The 20,180-nt window shown below is 71.7% G+C and carries 15 protein-coding genes and 2 pseudogenes; 13 read left to right on the top strand and 4 right to left on the bottom strand.

Features of this window, described 5'->3' with window-relative positions:
- Positions 1-82: 82 nt before the first annotated feature.
- The 7 genes from rhaS to M2266_RS01530 all read left to right on the top strand — a co-directional run bounded on the left by rhaS (position 83) and on the right by M2266_RS01530 (position 7,209).
- Positions 83-1,168: a rhamnose ABC transporter substrate-binding protein gene (gene rhaS, locus M2266_RS01500; protein WP_277436423.1), complete on the top strand. Its 1,086-nt coding sequence runs from the start codon at positions 83-85 to the stop codon at positions 1,166-1,168.
- 71 nt (positions 1,169-1,239) lie between these two features.
- Positions 1,240-1,560, top strand: a complete 321-nt coding sequence (locus M2266_RS01505; protein ID WP_277441027.1) for an L-rhamnose mutarotase — start codon at positions 1,240-1,242, stop codon at positions 1,558-1,560.
- 58 nt (positions 1,561-1,618) lie between these two features.
- Positions 1,619-3,037, top strand: coding sequence for an L-fucose/L-arabinose isomerase family protein (locus tag M2266_RS01510; protein WP_277436424.1), 1,419 nt, complete (start codon positions 1,619-1,621; stop codon positions 3,035-3,037).
- Complete coding sequence (locus M2266_RS01515) at positions 3,034-4,056, top strand: LacI family DNA-binding transcriptional regulator (RefSeq protein ID WP_277436425.1); 1,023 nt, start codon at positions 3,034-3,036, stop codon at positions 4,054-4,056. Before M2266_RS01510 ends, M2266_RS01515 begins: the two co-directional genes overlap by 4 nt.
- A 67-nt stretch (positions 4,057-4,123) precedes the next feature.
- Positions 4,124-5,167 (top strand): LacI family DNA-binding transcriptional regulator, encoded by a 1,044-nt coding sequence (locus M2266_RS01520; RefSeq protein ID WP_277441028.1) that lies wholly within the window; start codon positions 4,124-4,126, stop codon positions 5,165-5,167.
- A 78-nt stretch (positions 5,168-5,245) separates the two neighbouring features.
- Positions 5,246-6,169: a helix-turn-helix transcriptional regulator gene (locus tag M2266_RS01525; RefSeq protein ID WP_277436426.1), complete on the top strand. Its 924-nt coding sequence runs from the start codon at positions 5,246-5,248 to the stop codon at positions 6,167-6,169.
- Positions 6,166-7,209, top strand: coding sequence for an NAD(P)-dependent alcohol dehydrogenase (locus tag M2266_RS01530; protein ID WP_277436427.1), 1,044 nt, complete (start codon positions 6,166-6,168; stop codon positions 7,207-7,209). Before M2266_RS01525 ends, M2266_RS01530 begins: the two co-directional genes overlap by 4 nt.
- A gap of 94 nt (positions 7,210-7,303) precedes the next feature.
- On the opposite strand, the gene M2266_RS01535 is transcribed toward M2266_RS01530, so the two are convergent.
- A complete protein-coding gene (locus tag M2266_RS01535; RefSeq protein WP_277436428.1) occupies positions 7,304-8,611 on the bottom strand; it encodes an MFS transporter in 1,308 nt (435 codons plus the stop codon).
- A 96-nt stretch (positions 8,612-8,707) separates the two neighbouring features.
- On the opposite strand from M2266_RS01535, the gene M2266_RS01540 reads away from it, so the two are divergent.
- Positions 8,708-9,352 carry a TetR/AcrR family transcriptional regulator gene (locus tag M2266_RS01540; RefSeq protein ID WP_277436429.1) on the top strand — a complete coding sequence of 215 codons (645 nt, stop codon included), beginning with the start codon at positions 8,708-8,710 and terminating at the stop codon, positions 9,350-9,352.
- A 51-nt stretch (positions 9,353-9,403) separates the two neighbouring features.
- Here the strand turns inward: M2266_RS01540 and M2266_RS01545 are convergent, their stop codons facing one another.
- Positions 9,404-10,486, bottom strand: a complete 1,083-nt coding sequence (locus M2266_RS01545; protein ID WP_277436430.1) for a S1 family peptidase — start codon at positions 10,484-10,486, stop codon at positions 9,404-9,406.
- Positions 10,487-11,522: 1,036 nt separating this feature from the next.
- Here M2266_RS01545 and M2266_RS32265 point away from each other — a divergent pair.
- A pseudogene (locus M2266_RS32265) lies at positions 11,523-11,699 on the top strand (amidohydrolase family protein); the annotation flags it as partial.
- Positions 11,700-11,702: 3 nt separating this feature from the next.
- Positions 11,703-11,915: a hypothetical protein gene (locus M2266_RS01555; RefSeq protein ID WP_346780966.1), complete on the top strand. Its 213-nt coding sequence runs from the start codon at positions 11,703-11,705 to the stop codon at positions 11,913-11,915.
- A gap of 95 nt (positions 11,916-12,010) precedes the next feature.
- On the opposite strand, the gene M2266_RS01560 is transcribed toward M2266_RS01555, so the two are convergent.
- Complete coding sequence (locus tag M2266_RS01560; protein WP_277436431.1) at positions 12,011-15,220, bottom strand: M28 family peptidase; 3,210 nt, start codon at positions 15,218-15,220, stop codon at positions 12,011-12,013.
- 281 nt (positions 15,221-15,501) lie between these two features.
- Positions 15,502-16,884, bottom strand: coding sequence for a helix-turn-helix transcriptional regulator (locus tag M2266_RS01565; RefSeq protein WP_277436432.1), 1,383 nt, complete (start codon positions 16,882-16,884; stop codon positions 15,502-15,504).
- Positions 16,885-17,116: 232 nt separating this feature from the next.
- Between M2266_RS01565 and M2266_RS01570 the strand changes: the two genes are divergently transcribed.
- The 3 genes and pseudogenes from M2266_RS01570 to M2266_RS01580 all read left to right on the top strand — a co-directional run bounded on the left by M2266_RS01570 (position 17,117) and on the right by M2266_RS01580 (position 20,167).
- A complete protein-coding gene (locus M2266_RS01570; RefSeq protein WP_277436433.1) occupies positions 17,117-17,641 on the top strand; it encodes a DinB family protein in 525 nt (174 codons plus the stop codon).
- Between the two features lie 77 nt (positions 17,642-17,718).
- Positions 17,719-17,853: pseudogene (locus tag M2266_RS01575) on the top strand (GNAT family N-acetyltransferase); the annotation flags it as partial.
- 310 nt (positions 17,854-18,163) lie between these two features.
- Entirely contained in the window at positions 18,164-20,167 is a 2,004-nt protein-coding gene (locus M2266_RS01580) for an ABC transporter ATP-binding protein (protein ID WP_277436434.1), read from the top strand.
- Positions 20,168-20,180 lie beyond the last annotated feature (13 nt).

Raw genomic sequence — 20,180 nt, forward strand, 5'->3', positions numbered from 1 at the left:
ATCCGCACCACCGTCACCCCGCACCACTGTCACCCCGAGGACGTCCCCCGTCATCCCGGCAATTCCGAAGAAGGGCTTCGCCATGTCCCTCCCCACCCCCGTCACAGTGCGCGCGCTCACCGCGGTGACCGCCGTCTGCGCCCTCGCCCTGACCGCGACCGCCTGCGGTGGCACGACGAAGAAGTCCAGCTCCGACCAGGGTCCGGGCACCGCCTCGACGGCGTCCGCCGACCCCGGCGCCGCACTCAGGAAGGGGCTGAAGCTCGCCTTCCTGCCCAAGCAGATCAACAACCCCTACGAGACCATCGTCGACAACTCCGGCATCGCGACCGCGAAGGAGATGGGCGGCACCGCCAAGGAGGTCGGCCCCTCCGACGCGAGCGCGTCTTCGCAGGTCTCCTACATCAACACGCTCATCCAGCAGCAGCAGGACGCGATCCTGCTGGCGGCCAACGACCCCAACGCGGTGTGCGGTCCGCTCAAGCAGGCGATGACCAAGGGCATCAAGGTCGTGGCGTACGACTCCGACACCGCCAAGGAGTGCCGCCAGCTGTTCATCAACCAGGCGAGCTCCGAGCAGATCGGCCGCAGCCTGGTGCAGAACCTCGGCAAGCAGCTCAACTTCCAGGGCAAGATCGCGGTGCTCTCCGCCACCCAGAACGCGACAAACCAGAACACCTGGATCGCGTTCATGAAGAAGGAGCTGGCGCTGCCCGCGTACAAGGGGATGGAACTGGTCAAGGTCGCCTACGGGGACGACGACGACCAGAAGTCCTTCCAGCAGACCCAGGGCCTGCTGCAGGCGTACCCGGACCTGAAGGGCATCATCGCCCCGACCACCGTCGGCATCGCCGCGTCCGCCCGCTACATCAGCTCCTCGTCCTACAAGGGCAAGGTCGTGGTCAACGGGCTGGGCACCCCGAACCAGATGCGCAAGTACGTCAAGGACAGCACCGTCGCGCAGTTCTCCCTGTGGGACCCCAAGAAGCTCGGCCGGCTCGCCGCGTACGCCGCGTCCGCCCTGTGCTCCGGTCAGATCACCGGCGCGGAGGGACAGACGTTCAAGGCCGGTGACCTGGGCACCTTCACCGTCGGCAAGGACGGCGAGGTCATCCTCGGCAAGCCCACCGTCTTCGACGCGTCCAACATCGATGCCTTCGACTTCTGAGCGTGCTCCGCATTCCGGCCCGCCGCGTCGCCGCGGCGCGGCCGGCCGCCGGGGACGAGAGGACCGGGACCGTGCCACGCGTCTGCTTCCTGCTCAAGGTCCGCCAGGACCGGATCGACGAATACCGCCGCCGGCACACGACCGTGTGGCCGGAGATGACCGCGGCGCTCTCCGCCGCCGGCTGGCACGACTACTCCCTCTTTCTGCGCGAGGACGGGACGCTGGTGGGCTACCTGGAGACCGACGACTTCACCGCGGCCCAGAACGCCATGGCCGCAACCGAGGTCAACACCCGCTGGCAGCGGGAGATGGCCGAATTCTTCGAGGACACCGACGACGACCGGCCCGACCGGGCGATACGCCCGCTCACCGAGATCTTCCACCTCCGGTGACGGCCGGCGGCCCGGCCGCCCCGCTGCCCGGCCGACCCCACGAACGGAGACATCCGCCATGACCCGCACCCCCGCCACCGCGCGCAGGCCGAAGATCGGCCTCGTGGCGGGGGGACTGGGCGCCTACTGGCCCCAGTTCCCCGACCTGCTGCCCCAACTGCGCCGCTCCGCCGCCCGCGTCACCGAGCGCATGCGGGACTTCGACGCGGACGTCGTCGACGTCGGGTTCATCTCGGACGCCCAGGAGGGCGCGGCCGCCGCGGAGGAACTGCGCGCCGCCGGCTGCGACCTCATCGTCGGATTCCTCACGACCTACATGACCGCCACCATGCTGGCGCCGGTGGCCCAGCGCTCGGGCGCTCCGGTCCTGCTGATCAATCTGCAGCCCACCGAGGCGATGGACCACGCCTCGTTCGACACCGGTCAGTGGCTGGCGTACTGCGGAGCCTGCCCGCTGCCCGAGATGGCCAACTCCTTCGAACGCGCCGGAGTTCCGTTCCGCTCCGTCTCCGGCCACCTGGAGGACGAACGGGCCTGGGCCCGCATCGGCCGGTGGATCCGTGCCGCCGGAGTGCGGTCGGTGCTCCGTAACGGGCGGCACGGCCTGATGGGCCACCTCTATCCCGGCATGTACGACGTCTCGACCGACCTGGCCATGGTCTCCGGCAACCTCGGCGGCCATGTGGAGGTGCTGGAGTTCGACGACCTGCGGGTGCGGGTGGAGAGCGTCACCGACGCCGAGGTCTCCGGGAAACTCGCCGAGGCCCGTGAGACCTTCGTGTTCGACGACTCCGTCGTCGCGGACGACGTCGAGTGGGCGGCCCGGGTGTCGGTCGGACTCGACCGGCTGGTGGCCGACTTCGACCTCGACAGCCTCGCCTACTACCACCGGGGCCTGGACGGCGAGATCCACGAACGGCTGGGCGCCGGCATGATCCTCGGCGCGTCCCTGCTCACCGCCCGCGGCGTCCCGATGGCGGGCGAGTACGAACTGCGGACGTCGTTGGCCATGCTGATCGCCGACCGGCTCGGCGCGGGCGGTTCCTTCACCGAGCTGCAGGCGCTCAACTTCCGGGACGGCGTGGTGGAGATGGGCCACGACGGGCCCGCCCACCTCGGCATCAGCCGGCACCGTCCACTCCTGCGCGGACTCGGCGTCTTTCACGGCAAGCGCGGCTGGGGCGTCTCCGTCGAGTTCGACGTGCGGCACGGCCCGGTCACCCTGGTCGGCCTCGGGCAGACCCGCGACGGCCGCTACAAGCTGGTCGCCTCGCAGGGCGAAGTCGTCGGCGGACCGCTGCTGAAGATCGGCAACACCACGTCCCGAGTCGACTTCGGCACCGACCCCGGCGAGTGGACCGACGCCTGGAGCGCCACGGGCGTCGCCCACCACTGGGCCTTGGCCACCGGTCACATCGTGCCCGACCTGCGCGCGGTCGCCGACCTCACGGGCCTGGAACTGGTCGAGGTCCCTTGAGAATCGGCATCAAGGACGTCGCCGAGCAGGCGGGCGTCTCGCTCGGCACGGTCTCGAACGTCCTGAACCGGCCCGAGACGGTCGCGGAACCCACGCGGCGCCGGGTGCTCGCGGTCATCGAGCGGCTCGGGTACGTGCGCAGCGAGACGGCCCGCCAGCTGCGGGCCGGCCGCAGCAGGATGCTCGCGCTGCTGGTCCTGGACCTGGCCAACCCCTTCTTCGCGGAGCTGGCCAGAGGAGCCCAGCAGGCCGCGCGCGAGGCGGGACTGGCCGTCATGGTGTGCACCAGCGCGGGTGATCCGTCGCAGGAGGGTGTGTACCTGGGCATGTTCGCCGAGCAGCGGGTGCGCGGGGTGCTGGTCACCCCGACCGACGCCACCCGTCCGCATCTGCGGGCGCTGCGGAGCAGGGGAATATCCGTCGTCGCCGCCGACCGGGCCTGGTCCGGCGCCGAGGCCTGCTCGGTGTCGGTCGACGACGTGGCGGGCGGCAGGCTGGCCGTGCGGCATCTGCTCGCCTCGGGCCATCGGCACATCGCCTACGTCAGCGGCTCCCCGCACCTGGCCCAGTCCCGTGACCGGCGGCAGGGCGCGCTGGACGCCCTGGACGAGGCGCGGGTCGCCCGGGAGGGTCTGACGGTGCTGGAGGTGGAGCGGTTCGACGTCGCGTCCGGCCGGGAGGCCGGGGCCCGCCTGCTGGCCGCCGCGGACCGCCCGACCGCCGTGTTCTGCGCGAACGACCTGCTGGCGCTGGGCGTGCTGCAGGCCCTGTTCGCGGCCGGGATCCGGGTGCCGGACGACATCGCGCTGGTCGGCTACGACGACATCGAGTTCGCCGCGGGCGCCGCCGTCCCGCTCACCTCCGTGCGCCGCCCCGCGTTCCGCATCGGCCGCACCGCGGCGGAACTGCTGATCGAGGAGACGGACGGGCGGCCCGACGCACACGAGCACGAGCACATCGTGTTCCAGCCGGAGCTGGTCGTCAGAACGTCCTCGCTGGGCGCTCGCTCCCGAGGGTGATGTGCGTAGCATGAGACCGCGGCCGCTGAGAGCCGCGGGAGACGGTGGTTCGGAGCACGTGGCGCGCATGATGGGCATCAAGGACGTCGCACGGCAGGCCGGGGTCTCCGTCGGCACCGTGTCGAACGTGATCAACCGGCCGGACATGGTCTCCGAGCAGACCCGCACCCGGGTGCTCGAGGTCATAGACCAACTCGGCTACGTACGCAGCGAGTCGGCCCGCCAGCTGCGCGCCGGTCACAGCCGGATCATCGCCCTGCTCGTCCTGGACATGGCCAACCCCTTCTTCGTGGACGTCGCCTCGGGCGCCGAGCGTGCCGCCCGCGAGGCGGGGCTCGGCGTGATGCTCTGCAACAGCGCCGGCAGCGCGACCGAGGAGGCCGAGTACCTGGGTCTGTTCGCCGAGCACCGGGTGCGCGGGGTGCTCGTCACGCCCGCCGACACCACCGGGCGCAACCTCGACTCCTTCCGCCGCCACGACATCCCCTTCGTCTTCGTGGACCGGGTGGTGCCCAGCGCGTCGGCGTGCTCGGTGTCGGTCGACGACATCGCCGGCGGGCGGCTGGCCGCCGGCCATCTCCTGGACCAGGGGCACCGGCGGCTGGTCTACGTCAGCGGCCCCATGCACCTGACCCAGTGCCGGGACCGGCGGACCGGGGCGCTCGACGCGCTGGCCACGGCGGGGCTGCCACCGGAGGCGCTGTCCCACATCGAGACGGACCGGCTGGACGTCGCCTCGGGGCGGGACGCGGGCGCCCGCTTGCTGGGCATGGCCGGTCGGCCCACCGCGGTGTTCTGCGCGAACGACCTGCTCGCGCTGGGCGTGCTGCAGGCGCTGTACGCGGCGGGGGTCGCCGTGCCGCAGGAGCTCGCGCTCGTCGGCTATGACGACATCGAGTTCGCGGCGGCGGCCGCGGTCCCGCTGACGTCGGTGCGCCAGCCCGCCCACCGGATGGGCCGGGCCGCCGCCGAGCTGCTCATCGCGGAGACCGGCGACCGTGCGGGCGAGCACCGGCACCAGCAGATCGTGCTGCAGCCCGAGCTGGTGGTCCGGGGCTCGACCCTGGGCAAGCAGCGCCCGGCCTCCAGCGCCGACACGGGTCGCCGGTAGCCACACCTGCGGGAGGGGGGTCTGACAGACCTACCCTCAGGGGCCCGAAAGGTCTCCGATCGCGTCAATACTTGAGCCATGGGTCTGGACCACGATGTCGAACTGGGTGAATTCCTCCGCTCCCGCAGGGCCCGGCTGGGCCCCGGGGACGCGGGGGTCACCGTCAACGGATCCGCCCGCCGCGTGCCCGGCCTGCGCCGGGAGGAGCTGGCCCGGCTGGCCGGAGTCAGCACGGACTACTACGCGCGGCTGGAGCAGGGGAGGCACCGCAACGTCTCCCTGAGCGTCCTGGACTCCGTCTCCCGTGCGCTGCGGCTCAACGAGGTGGAGCACCTCTACCTGATCCAGCTCGCCCGCCCGCAGCCGCGCGCCGCCCGGCGTCCCGCCACGCGGCCGCAGCGGGTGCGGCCGGGTCTGCACCGGATGCTGGAGACGCTGGACGGGATGACGCCGGCGTTCATCATCGGTCGCGGGATGCAGGTGCTGGCCAGCAACCGGCTGGCCCGCTCGCTGATCTCCGATTTCGAGGCGCTGCCGCACCGGGAGCGGAACCTGGCCCGGTTCATCTTCCTCGACGAGTCCGCCCGGCAGCTGTACCCGGACTGGAAGCAGATCGCCGCGGAGACCGCCGCGGTGCTGCGCCTCGACGCGGGGCGCAACTGCGAGGACCGGGCGTTCTGCGAGCTGATCGGGGAGCTGGCGGTCAAGAGCGAGGAGTTCCGCACGGCGTGGGCCGCGCACGACGTGAGCCGTCGCTCGCACGGAACCAAGCGCTACCGCCACCCCCAGGTCGGGGAGATCACCGTCGCGTACGAGGCCCTGACCCCGCCGGGCGACGCGGACCAGACCCTTTTCGTCTACACCACCGAGTCGGGGTCGCCCTCCGAGACCGCGCTGCAGTTGCTGGCGAATCTCACGGCGCCCCTGACCGCACCGGAGCCGGCCGTGCCACGGCCGACACCTGCCGATCCCGACGACCTTCTGGAGATCCACGCACGATGACGACCACCGTTAACGCCTACGCCGCCCCTTCCGCCAAGGCTCCGCTGGAGCGCACCACCATCCCGCGGCGCGCCGTGCGTGAGCACGACGTACTGATCGACATCAAGTTCGCCGGCATCTGCCACTCCGACATCCACCAGGCCCGCGACGAGTGGGGCGGGGCGCAGTTCCCGATGGTGCCGGGCCACGAGATCGCCGGCATCGTCACCGAGGTCGGATCCGGCGTCACCAAGCACGCCGTCGGCGACCGGGTCGGTGTGGGCTGCTTCGTCGACTCCTGCCGCGAGTGCGAGAACTGCGTCGCCGGTGACGAGCAGTACTGCCTGAACGGCGGCACCGGCACGTACAACGCCACCGGCCGCGATGGCGAGCCCACCTACGGTGGCTACAGCACGCACGTCGTCGTGGACGAGCACTTCGTCCTGGGCATCCCGGAGGGCCTCGCCCTCGATGTCGCGGCTCCGCTGCTGTGTGCCGGCATCACCCTCTACTCGCCGCTGAAGCACTGGAACGCCGGTCCCGGCAAGAAGGTCGCGATCGTCGGCATGGGCGGCCTCGGCCACATGGGCGTCAAGATCGCGGCGGCCCTGGGCGCCGAGGTCACCGTCTTGAGCCAGAGCCTGCGCAAGCAGGACGACGCCAAGCGGTTCGGCGCCGAGCACTACTACGCGACCAGCGACGAGGCCACGTTCCAGCAGCTCGCCGGGCACTTCGACCTGATCGTGAACACCGTCTCGGCCAACCTCGACCTGGACGCGTACCTCTCGCTGCTGCGGGTGGACGGCACCCTGGTCAACGTCGGCGCGCCCGAGCACCCGGTCTCGCTGAACGTCTTCTCGCTGATCGGGGGCCGGCGCAGCCTGGCCGGCTCGATGATCGGCGGCGTCCGTGAGACCCAGGAGATGCTGGACTTCTGCGCGGAGCACGAGCTGGGCGCCGAGATCGAGCTGATCTCCGCCGACCAGATCAATGAGGCGTACGAGCGCGTCGTCGCGAGTGACGTGCGGTACCGCTTCGTCATCGACACGGCCACCATCTGACGGCAGCCCCAGGCCACCAGGCCACCGAAAGGCCCTGCCTCCCGCGGAAGCGGGAGGCAGGGCCTTCGTCGTCGACGCCCGTCCTGCTGCGGGTCTAACGCCGCGCGTACTCGACCTCCTGGACGGCGGCCCGCTGCGGCGCGGGGACACTGCCGCCCACCACGACGGAGTGCTGCACCGCGCGCGTCCCCCGGCGCGGTACCGCCAGCCCGAGCAGCGCGAGCGCCCCGAGGGCCATCACGGCGATGCCGTACTCCCGCGTCGTCGTCAGCAGCCCCCCGCCGTGCACGACCAGGTAGCCGCCGATCACCGCGGGCAGGCCCATGGCCAGGTACGACAGCACGTAGATGGTGGACAGCAGCCCAGAGCGCTCGTGCGGCGCGGCCAACGGGACGATGGTGCGGATCGCACCCTGGAAGCCGCCGCCGAAGCCGACGCCCGCGATGACCGTCCCGGTGAAGAAGGCGGCCGCCGAGTTGTGGTCGACCGCGAGCAGGGTGACGCCGACGCCCACGATGAGGGCCACGGTGCCGAGCAGCATCACCCGGCCCGGGGCGGCGTTGCGCAGCAGTAGTACGGACACCGCACCGCTCCCGGCGAGGGCGAACAGCGCCAGGCCGCCGAGCAGCAGGGAGTCGGAGCCGACCACGCCCCGGACGACCGCCGGCATGACGGAGCCGTACAGCCCGGCCAGTGCCCACACCGCGACCAGCACCGGCGCGGCCACCAGCAGCGGTCCGCGGGCCGCCTTCGGGACACCGAAGCGGGGGCGCAGCGAGGCCAGCGCGCCCGGCTCGGGCGCGGAGGTCTCCCGCATCAGGGCGACGCCGACGCCCTGCAGGACGAACACGGCGAGCAGGGCCACGTAGACGAGGTGGGTGGGTGCGGGGAGGAACTGGACCAGCAGGCCGGAGGCCAGGGCCCCGGTGGCGGTGCCGGTCATGGGGGCGATCGCGTTGGCGATGGTGCCCTTGGCCTTGTCGAGGTCGAGCATGCCCGCGCCGACCGCGCCGACGGCCGCGCCGGTCGACAGTCCCTGGACGATCCGGGCGATCATCAGTTCGGGCACCCCGCCCGCCGTGGTGAGCACGACCATCGCGACGGCCTGCAGCACGAGCGCCGCGAGTAGGACCGGACGGCGTCCGACGTGGTCCGACAGCGACCCGACGGTGAGCAGCGCGGCGAGCACGGCGAGGGCGTAGATGCCGAAGACCATGGTCGTGGTGATGGGCGAGAAACCCCACTCGCCCTGGTAGACGGCGTAGAGGGGGGTGGGGGCGCTGGAGGCGGCGAGGAAGGCCACCACGATTGACGCCTGGAGGTAGAAAGCGGCCCCGGGGCCGAGCCGCCGTTCACGGCGGACGAAGGGGTCGGTCACGGGGAACGTCGGCGGCAAGGACATCGCAGGACTTCTTTCGCCTAGCGGGCGCCGGTCCGATCAGACCGGTCTGTCTAGTTGGCACTTACGGTAGACAGACCGGTCTGGTACTGTCAAGTCATGGCTACGAAAGCGATCGCAGACCCGCCCGCCGCCGCGGGACGTCCCACCGCACGTGAGCGTCTGCTGGCCGCCGCCAACGAGCTCTTCTACGAGGAGGGCATCCATGTCGTCGGCATCGACCGGGTGATCGAACGCGCCGGCGTCGCCAAAGCGACCCTCTACAGCGCGTACGGGAACAAGGACGGGCTGATCAGCGCCTACCTCGCCGGCCGGCACGAGATCCGCCGCCGCCGGGTGACCGCGGCCGTCGGCCGCCACGAGGCGCCGCGCGAGAAGCTGCTCGCCGTCTTCGACGCGCTCGGCGAGGCGTTCGCGGACCCGAAGTACCGCGGCTGCGCCTTCCTCAACGCCAGCGCGGAGGTCGGCCCCGACAGCCCCGTCATCCAGGCCACCGACACCTACCGCGGCTGGGTGCGCTCCGTGTTCACCGACCTCTCCCGCGCCGCCGGCGCGCCCGACCCGGAGCAGCTGGCGAGTCGGCTGGTGCTGCTCTACGACGGTGCGGGCGTGGCCGCCAGGATGGACCGCGACCCCGGCGCCGCCGCGAAGGCGAAGACGGTCGCCGCTCTGCTCATCGACGCGGCCCTCACCGACGCGGCGCTCACCGACCCGGCGCTCACCGACCCGGCCGCGACGGGCTGAGGGGCGGACCCCCGGTAGGAGGTCCGCCCCTCAGTCGTCCGCTGGTGAGGGTCAGCCGATCTGCGCGCCGTACTGGGTGAGTGCGGCCGTCACCGGCTGGAAGAACGTCTCCCCGCCGGCGGTGCAGTTGCCGCTGCCGCCGGAGGTCAGGCCCACTGCGGTGTCGCCCGAGAAGAGCGCGCCGCCGCTGTCGCCGGGCTCCGCGCAGACGTTCGTCTGGATCAGTCCGCTGACCGAACCCTCCTGGTAGTTGACGGTGGCGTCGAGTCCGGTGACGGTGCCGCCGTGCACCTTGGTGGTACTGCCGCTGCGCTGCACCGTCTGGCCGACCGTGGGGTCGCCGGCCTGGGTGATGGGCTGCGTGCTGCCGTTGTACAGGTCCACCGCGCTCGGGTGGGCCACGCTCGTGTCGGTGTACTTGACCAGCGCGAAGTCATGGCCGGGGAAGGTGGCGGCCTCGACGTTGCCGATCTCCGGGCCGCCCGACTTTTCCGACCAGCTCTTGAATGCCACGCCGCAGTGGCCGGCGGTCAGGAAGTACGGCTGACCACCCTTGACCACGTTGAAGCCGAGGGAGCAGCGTGCACCGTCGGCGAAGATCGCGTCCCCGCCGGCGACGAACGGGGTGAAGCGACCGTTCGAGCGCCGCAGTTGCGCGGCGCCGCCGAGCGCCGTGACGCTCTTGGTGAGGCTGTCGAGCCGCGCGCCCTTCACCGTGCTGTCGGCGGTGACCACCACCTGGTTGCTGCGGGGGTCGATGGACCACGCGGTGCCCGGGATGCGGGGCTGGGCGCGCAGGCTCTGCGCCGAACGGCGCAGTTCGGCCATGGTGTGCGTGACGGTCCGGGGGACCGCGCCCGCGTCCCGCACCTTCTGGTCGGCAGTGGCGTCCAGGACGTTGACGACGAGCTGCCTGGTCTTCGCGTCGTAGTACGAGCCGGCGGTGCTGTCACCCAGACGGGAGGTGAGGTCGCTCGCGAGCCGGGCCGCGTCGGTGGGGGCGAGCGCCAGGGGGGAGGGCGTGGTCGGCTGGGCGGCGTTGGCGTGGGGAAGGAGAAAACCCGCGGCGACTACTGCGGCGGCGCTCGACCCGGCGATCGCGATACGACGCCTGGATATCCGACGGTGCTTCAACTCAGTGCCTCCTGTGGGGGGTGGGCCCGCAGCCAGCAGCGGGCCCGCAGGATGTGCGGTCACGAACGGGCGGAACCGCAGGAATCGCTCGTCCGTGCCCGTTGGTGCGGCCGAGTATCCCGACAGCGGCCGGAATTCTGCAAGGTCATGATCAAGCCCTGCCTCCACATCTGTGAACAGGGCGAAGATACCTCGCAACCCGCCCATCGGCAGTGCGGATCAGGGGCTGCCGGAGCGCGGTGCGACGACCCGTTTGCCCGGGGTGAGGTCTAAACCTGTCCGAGAACCGACGCTCGCATTCCGTTTGTGAAGCCGGATATGTTCCCATACGTCAGGTAATCCCGCCGGGGCCACCGGGATCGCGCAATGCCGTCAAGTCCGGTCGGATCGCCGCTCGTTCGCGTGATCTTCCGGGGCCGGGAGACGGAAGGCACCGGCTCCAGGGCGACGCCGACGGCAGCACGCTTCGCGCTCCCCGCGCACACCAGGCCCCCAGAGCTATGTTCATCCCCATGGATCACTTCAACGAGTTATCCCGTCGAGGATTTGTCAGGGCCGGAGTGGGCGGTCTGGGTGTAGCCGCGCTGTCGCTCCCCGCGGGGAACGCCCTCGCCTCCCCGCCGCACGGTCCCACCACCGACCGGCCCCGGACACCACCCGGACCCTCCGATTCACCGCGGGCACCAACGCCTCGGTGACCGCCTCCCCCGCCGGTGACCGGCTGGTCATCGAGGTCCAGCACCGGCGTCGAGGACTACGACCCGGCCTGGCACCCGAACGGCGACGACATCCTGTTCGTGCGGGCCGGAAGCAAGGGCGCCCGCACCCTCGCCTCCGTGGACACCCGCGGTGGAGCGGTGACGGTGGTGCGGACCACGACCACCGGGCTGCTCTCCTCCCCCGCGGTCTCCCGCGACGGCCAAGTGGCCTACGTCCAGGTTGCGGAGACGGTCCCGTTCGCCTACGCGCCCGCCTCCGTCCTGATGGTGGACGGCGAGCCCGTCACCGACGGCGAGGACGTCGCCCCGCTGCCGCCGTGCTGGACCGCCGACGGCAAGCTCCTCTACACCGCCGACGGGCCCTGCGGGCCCTGCACCACGCCGGCGGCCTCAGCCCGGCCCAGGCACTGCGCACCGCGACCGTCGCACCGGCCGAACTCTTCGGCGTCGGCGACGACCTCGGCACCCTCGAGGCCGGCAAACTCGCCGACCTCACGGTGATCGACGGGAACCCGTTCCAGGACTTCGACGACCTCGTCCGCACGACCTGGGTGATGCGCGACGGCATCGTGTACCGGCAGGACGACCTCGTAGCGGAGTACGGCACGACCCTGGCCCAACGCCGCACCACCGACCGGACCGACCGGCTCGACGTCAGCCGCCGACTGCGCCGCGAACCGTGCTGCTCACAGCACGCGTTCCCGCTCTGACGCGCGGCTCACACCCCTCGCACCCCTCGCACCGCGGCCCGCGTCCGTCGAACATGGACACGGGCCGCGGCTCCGCAAGGCCAGAACTGCTCCGCTCAGCAGACGCCCAGATCCTGCCAAACGCCCCACTGACCAGTGGTGCCGGGCTCCTCCCCGGTGGTCCACCACTTGGCCCGCCAGTTATGGCCCTTCCAGCTGACCAGGTTCCCGCCGACATAAATGGCGTTCGGGTCCCAGGTCGTTCCGGTGCAGCCACCGCCTCCACCGGTGACCGTCAGCGAGTAGGTGGTGCTGTGGACGGCGGTGCCGGTACCGGTGACCGTCAGGTTGTAGGTGCCCGCCGTCACCGACGCTCCGACGGCGACGGTCAGGGTCGCGGACGACCCGGACTGCACGGAGGACGGGGAGAACGAGACGCTCACGCCGGCCGGAGCCCCGGAGGCCGACAGGTTGACGGTCTGGGCGCTGCCGCCGGTGGTGGCGGTGGCGACCGTCGCGGTGGTGGTGCCGCCGGGAGCGGCGCTGCCGGAGACGGGGCTGACCGCGACCGAGAAGTCGTCGGTCGGCGCCGTGGTGCCGACCGCGGTCTTCCACAGCGTGTAGGCGACACCGTCGGCGCTGCGGTCCAGCGCCGTCGCGTTGATGTTGCCGGTGGTGTCGCAGGACTGGTGGTAGCAGGAGTCGTACGACCGGTTCGCCGTGCCGCCCCACTTGGTGGCCTGGGCGGTCGTCTTGACGGCGTCGGCGCCCGCCGCGTACCCGGACGTGGGGATGCCCGCCTGCTGGAAGGAGTAGTCGTCGGACCGCCCCTGACCCTCGACGTTCTCCTCGGGACGCAGGTTCAGCGAGTCCCAGTACTCCTTCATCGGGGCTGCCGCGGACGTGGTGATGTTGTTGATGAAGTAGCCGGCGTTGGGCGAGCCGACCATGTCGAAGTTGTAGTACGCCTTGATGGCCGCGCGCTGGGCGGAGCCGAGCTGACTCACATAGAACTGCGAGCCCTGCAGGCCCTGTTCCTCGCCGTTCCACCAGGCGAAGCGGGCGTGCTTGACCATGGTGGGATTCTGCTGGGCCAGGACGAGGGCGTTCTCCAGCAGGGTGGCCGATCCGGAGCCGTTGTCGTTGATGCCGGGTCCGGCCGACACGCTGTCCAGGTGCGCGCCGAACATGACGACCTGGTCGGTGGGCCCACCGGGCCAGTCGGCGATCAGGTTGTTGCCGCGGTTGGTGCAGCTGGAGCAGGACTGCTCGGTGACGCTGTAGCCGGCCGCCTGCAGCTTGCCCTTCACGTAGGCCAGCGACGCCGTGTAGCCGCCGCTGCCGGCCTGACGGGTGCCGCCGTTCTGCTGGGCGATCGTGTACAGCTGCGCCAGGTGTGCCTGGACGTTCGCCACGCTGATGTCGGGCGCGGTGCCGCCGGGGTTGGTGCCACCGGGTGTCACGGTGAGGGTGTACTGGACGGTGTGGCTCTGGGTTCCGCTACCGGTGACGGTGATGACGTAGGAGCCGGCCGCGACCGCCGGCCCGACCGTGACCTTCATCGTCGAGGAGGCACCGGACTGCACCGAGGACGGGGTGAACCCGACCGTCACACCGGCCGGGGCACCGGAGGCCGTCAGGTTCACGGTCTGGGCACTGCCCGACGTGGTGGCGGTGTTGACCGTGACGTTGGCCGAGGCCCCCTGCTGCACCGACCCGGCGGTGGGGCTCAGCGACATCGAGTAGTCGCCGGTGCCGCTGGGGGTACACGTCGGCTCGCCGCTCTGCGCCGGGATGGTGATGGCGTCCCAGGCCGCCTTGGTCCTGGTGAACAGGACGCAGCTCGGGTCGAGGTTCTTGGCGGCGGTGAGTGTGGTGACGCGGTACCGCTTGTAGGTCATGCCGCTGGTCTTGAGCAACATCCCGCCGTAGAAGACCTTGCCGGCCTGCTGGATGCCGACGCCGGTGACGGTGGAGTTGTTGCAGGTCGGGCTGGTGGGCTTGCCGCCGCCGGGGTTGGAGCCCTCGGCCAGCAGGTAGAACCAGTGGTTCAGCGGGCCGGCCGCCGCGTGCTCCTCGGTGCTGGGTATCGAGGAGCTGTAGCAGTTGGGGTCGCCGAGCTGGGAGGGGTTGTACATGATGCGGATCGGACCGTTGCCGGTGAGGTTGATCTTCTCGCCGACGGTGTAGTCGGGGTCGTCGTACGGGGCCGGCTCGTTGGTGTAGGCCTCGGTGAGCGCGCCCATGATGTCGCCGGTCGCCTCGCCGAGACCCGCCTCGTTGTTGGCGCCGCCGGGGGTGTACTGGTCGATGCCGTGGCCGAACTCGTGGCCCACGACGTCGATCGCGGCGATCCACTGGTTGGCCGTGTTGTGGCCGATGGAGACCGAGGAGCCGTCCCAGTAGGCGTTGACGTCGTTGAGGCCGACCTTCACCGGCCAGCTGCCGCCGTTGCCGTTGTGGCCGTTGCGTCCGAGCCAGTCCCGCAGCATGTCCCACTCGTGCTGTGCGGCCCACATGACGTCGACGCAGCCGGTCTCCTTCGAGGTGGCGCTGCCGGTGCCCCAGGAGTCGGTGGACTTGGTGAACACGCTGCCGGTGGTGTAGTCGGCGCAGGTCAGGCCGGGTCGCCCGGGGTCGCGCAGCGAGTAGCCGCCGCCCGAGTTGGTGGTGGCGATGGTCAGTGGGTTCGGCCCGTTCCACTGGCTGTTGCCGCTGCCGGCTCTGACGTCGTCGTAGCTGTCGAGCACCGCTCCGGTGGTCGCGTTCACGAAGACGTGCAGATGGCTGGGGGCCTTCGCGGTGCGGCCGGTGAGGACCGTCTCCCAGGCCAGTTGGTCGCTGCCGTCCTTGACGCGCACCACCAGGCGGCGCGAGTCGACCTTGTCCACCGTGGCGAGCGCGCGGCGGGCGGTGGCCTCGGCGGTCGCGGCCGGGACGGTCGCCGTGGTCGGGACGTTGATCCGCGTCGAGTCGGCGGACCGGGTGGCCTGCACGCGGCCCCGCCCGTCGGCCAGGACCACCGCGTCGCCGCCGACCACCGGCAGACCGCGGTAGGTGCGCTCGTAGGCGACCGAGTACAGGCCGTTGACCCACGGCGTCACCTGACGCCGTTCGTACCTCTCGCCCGGCCCGTTCACCAGCGTGTCGAAGCCGCTGGCGGCGGCCCGGTCGGCCGCCGTCACCGCCAGCGCCAGCGGTCCGGGGGCGACGGCCGGGGTGGGGGCCGCGGCGGTTGCCGCGACGGCCGGCGGGCCGCTGGTGGCGACCATCATCCCGGCGAGGACGGCCAGGGTTGTCCCGGCCGTCACGGTTCTGCGTTTCATGGGGGGCTCCTTGTTGTGGGGCATGCCTCGACCACGAAGTCGCCACTCCACGGCCGGACGATCGGCCCGGGCCGGTGAGGGAGGGGCGGGACTCTCGCGTTGCGAGTGAGCGAGCGAAACGTTCACATCGCGCCATGTCCTCGTCAATGGACTAGTCCAAGTACGGCAACATCCGGCAACTTCCGTCGGAGCGGAGCGGAGCCGACCGGACGGGAGCGGAGCCGACCGGACGGGACCGGAGCGGTGGCGGGACAGGGGGGTGTCGAGGGCCAAGGTGCCGCTCAGATGCGGCGGGGCAGATGCTCCAGCAGATCGCGGGTCTCCCGGGCGCCGGGGTACCGCGTCGTCAGCCTCGCGCGCAGCCCGTCGAGCTCCTGGTTCACACTGGTCCGATCCGCCGCGACCGCCTCCGGGAGCACCGGCGCCGCGGTGGCGACCGCGGCGTCCAACTGCCCTGAGCACACGAACGCGTCGGCCAGTCGCAGGGTGAGCAGCAGCACGGTGGGGCGGTGGGTGGCGGGCAGACAGCTCAGCGACGCCTCGGTGGCCTGGACGGCCTGCCGGGCGATCCGCCGGTCCCCGGTGATCGCGGCGGCGTCGCGCAGCGTCCCACCGATCGACGCCTCCACCTGCAACCGGCCCGTGGCGCCGGCGAGCCAGGGCGCCTCGAGGAGGTCCCGCCCGCCGAGGCGGTCGAGCGCCCGGCGCGAGAGCACGACGCGCCCGCGGCACTCCCTGAGGTCGCCGCTCAAGGCCTGCGCCCGCGCCTGGTGCAGGTGCGACATGGCCGTCATCCACGCGCGGCCCGGGTCCACCGCCCCCAACTCCCGCGCGTAGGCCAGCGCGGACGCGCCGTCCCCGTCGAGGCGGACCAGGGTGCAGACGTCGCACAGCAACGTCGCCCGAGCCACCGCGTCACCCGCGACGTCCGCCCAGGTGAGTCCCCGTGCGAACCAGGCCATGCCGAGGACGCGCTGCCCCCGCTCCACCCGCAGCCACCCCGCGATCTGCGCGCACTCGGCGGCGAGCCGCAGCTGCGGTACCGGCAGCGTCCCGTGCCGGTTCAGCGTCTCGGCCCACCGCACCACGACGCGCAGCACCCGCTCGACCGAGCCGACGGTCGCGGTGGAGACGCTCTCCAACCCGTCCTGGGTGTATCCGACGATCAGGGCGGTCAGCGCGTGCACGGCGTCGGCCTCCGTGCCCGGCCACGTCCTCGTCCGCCGGGGATCGCCGTCGGCGGCGGCCAGCAGCGTGAGCGCGTCGGCGAGCGGTGGCACCTCGCAGTGCCCGCCGTGCAGCGGGCAGGACAGCAACCGGGCGGGCCAGTGCCGGACGGGCCGCGGCGCGGCCGGATCGCCGCTGTCGCGGGGCGTGGTCGAGAACAGCGTCGCGGGCAGGACGGGCGCGCCGTGCCGCGCGTCCGGCCGGTCGGCGAGGATCGCGAGGAGCTCGCCGCCGCCCCCCAGCAACGAGTCGAGCCGCAACGGCAGCCCGGCGGGCGGTTCCCGTACGCCGCCCTCCAACTTGCTGATGAGCGTGTGGTGGTACCCCATCCGGAGCGCCAGTTGACGTTGGGTCAGCCCGGCCGACCTGCGCAGCGTGCGCAGCCGACGCCCGAACTCCGCCCACGACTGCCGAGCTGCGACCGTGTCGGCGCCCATGGACCCTCCCGGCCGCAAGTCGTCTTACCGCCACTGCCGTCCCGGCACCGGCGCACCGAACGGCGCTGGATCCTACTAGAAGATTGCGCCGAGGTGACCGGCGCGTGGGGGCGACCGACGCGATCCGGACGCCTCGGAGCAGGCCCGTTGGGGCCTGACGGGGCCGCGTTCCGGGCCCGAACGGCGATGGTCGATGATGTCGGCCATGACAAGCCCACGAAGAAGAGCAGAGATGTTCGTCGGCGCCGAGCACGACTCCCGGTTCCGCGCCCCGGCCACGGGTGACGAGCGCGCCATGCTCGTCGACTTCCTCAGGTCGCAGCGCGCGACGCTGGAGCTGAAGTGCTCAGGTCTCGACGCCGAGTTGTCCCGGCGAGCCGTGGAACCGTCCACGCTCTCCCTGCTCGGACTCGTCCGCCATCTCGCCGACGTGGAACGCCGCTGGTTCCGGGTCGTCCTCGCCAAGGAGGACGTGCCGCTGCGCTTCTCCTCGCGGGACGACCCCGACCAGGACTTCGCCGGCGCGGTGCCCGTCCCCGAGGTCGCAGCGGCGGCCTGGGAGGCCTGGCGCGCCGAGGTGGCGTTCGCCGACGACTTCGTGGCGGCCGCGCCCGACCTCGACATCGAGGGTGACGACGCGTGGCGGGGGACGGTCTCCCTGCGCTGGGTCCTCATCCACATGATCGAGGAGTACGCCCGGCACAACGGCCACGCCGACCTGCTGCGGGAGCGGATCGACGGAGCGCGCGGCATCTGAGGCCGCGGCGGGCCGCCGCGCGGCGGCCCGCCGCGGCGGTGTCAGTACCCTGGCCCGGCCGCCTGGCTGGAGTGCGCCAACCAGTGGACACACGCGTCGCCCATGTCCATCCGGATCACCGGGCGTCGGCCGCCGTCGCTGCGGCCTGCGGGCTGACACCCACCGGCCGATGGCACGACGGCGAGATCAGGTGGCAGCGGAACCTGCGCTGACGCCCTTCGCGTCCTGTGCGCTCCACCCGCGCTGCGCGCCCGCCCGACTGCGCCCCCTGTCGCGCCCGGCCGCCCGCCCTGCTCCGTGCGTGCTTCCATCCACCGGTTCGGCGAGCGGTGATGTGGGCCGGAGTTGGGCAGGTCTAGGTGCTTCCGGGCCTTTTCATCGCATCGGCCGTCGCATCGGCCACCGCACCAGCACGTGCCGCGCACCGTCCGAACCGTCGAAGGACACCGCCATGGCTCGCCGCGCACCTACCTGCCGTCCGACCCCGCGCACCTACCCGGCCGACGCCTGGGTGGTGCGGTGATGAGGAAGTGGCTGCGCCGGCCGCGGCCTGTCGAGACGACCGTGTCCGACAGCGAGCAGCTGCTGTTCGGCGGGGCGCTGCGCTACGACTGCGGATGGAACCGGCACGACTACACGATGCTGGAGCACTCGGCGCTGTCCATGGCCCGGTCGGCACCGCGGCTGGTGGGCAGAACCGTTCGGCTGGCCTGGCGGGCCGACCGGACCGCCATGCTGACGATGGTCCTGGCCGAGGTCTATCAGGGCCTGGCACACGCCGTCGGACTGCTGGTCACCAACGAGGTGCTGCAGTCGCTGTTCGGGAGTGGGGACACGGACGTGCGGGTGCGCGCGGCGGTGCCCGCGCTGATCGTCGGCATGGCCATCGCCGTGACGAGCGCGGTGGCGGCGTCCCTGTCGACGGCCGGCACCGGCCGCCTGGAGCCGAAGGTCGAGCGGCTGGCCACGCAGGAGTACCTGCGGCACGCCGAGCGGGTGGAGCTGGAGGCCGTCGAGGACGGGGCGTTCCGCAAGCTGCTCGACTCCGCGCAGTTCGGTGCCCAGGCCTCCCGCCAGATGATCAGCGCGATGGTTGCGACGCTGAACGGCACGTTCTCCCTGATCGCCGCGGCAGGCGTGCTCACCGTGTTGCACCCGGTGCTCCTGTTCCTGCTGATGCTGATCGCGGCGCCGCGCGGCTGGGGCGCGCTGCATGTGGCGCAGCGCCGCTACGTGTCCACGATGGCGTGGATCGAGCACGATCGTGCCGCGCGGGTCATCGGTGAATCGATCACCGGGCAGTCGGCCGCCCAGGAAACCCGCGTGCACGGCGTCGGGAAGTTCCTGCTGCACCACTTCGGGCAGATGGCCGGCACGGCCGAGGCGGAGCAGACGCGGCTGGCCAAGGAGAAGGCGGTCACCGAGCTGCTGGCCGCGTCCCTGTCGGGCGCCGCGTCACTCCTCGCGTACGCCACGCTGGCGTGGCTGCTGCTGTCGGGGCGCATGAGCATGGCGGTCGCCGGGACCGCGGTCATGGCGGTACGGACGGGTTCCGCGAACCTGGGCGCGCTCGTCGCGTCGGTCAACCGGCTCCACGAGGAGTCCCTGTACGCCGGCGACCTGGACCGGTACATCGTCGAGGCGACCACCCGCGCCATCCCCGCCGGCGGCGTACCGGTACCCGAGCCCCCGAACGAGATCCGCTTCGAGCACGTCACCTACCGGTACCCGGACCGCGAGCGGCCCGCCCTGGACGACATCTCACTCACCATCTCCGCGGGCAGCGTGGTGGCGCTGGTGGGAACCAACGGATCCGGCAAGAGCACGCTGGTGAAACTGCTCGCCGGCCTCCACAAGGCTCAGGCCGGACGCGTCGTGTGGGACAAGGTCGATCTCGCGGAGGCCGACCGCGACCAGGTCTTCTCTCATATCGCGCTGCTCGACCAGTCCTTCGCGAGATGGCCGTTCACCGCGGAGACCAACCTGGCGATCGGCAGCCCGTCCCGGGCCCCGGAGCCCGATCAGCTGGCCGCGGCGGCCGCCTTCTCCGGCGCGGACGCCGTCATCGGCACGCTTCCCCACGGCATGAAGACCCTCCTGGCGCTGCAGTTCCGGGGCGGATCGGAGCTGTCCGGCGGCCAGTGGCAGACCATCGGGCTCAGCCGCACCCGGTACCGCGACGCCTCACTGATCATCGTCGACGAACCGACCTCCGCGCTGGATCCCGAGGCGGAGATCGCCTGTTTCGAGAAGATCCGCCGGCTCCGCTCACCGACCACCACGGTCGTCCTGGTCACCCACCGCATGGCTGCCGTCCAGCACGCCGACCTGATCTACGTCCTGCACGAAGGCCACCTGGTGGAGCAGGGTACCCACCAGGAACTCCTGGCCGACGGCACCGGGCGCTACCACCGCATGTTCCAGTCCCAGGCGGACCAGTACCTCCCCGCCGGGCCGGCCGGCGGAGGGGCGCACCGGATCCCCGTGGGAAGATCCAGGGAGGTCGGCAGCGAGCCGGCCCAGTGAAAGGGCGCCGGCA

This window comes from Streptomyces sp. SPB162, assembly GCF_029504575.1.
Lineage (GTDB): Bacteria > Actinomycetota > Actinomycetes > Streptomycetales > Streptomycetaceae > Actinacidiphila.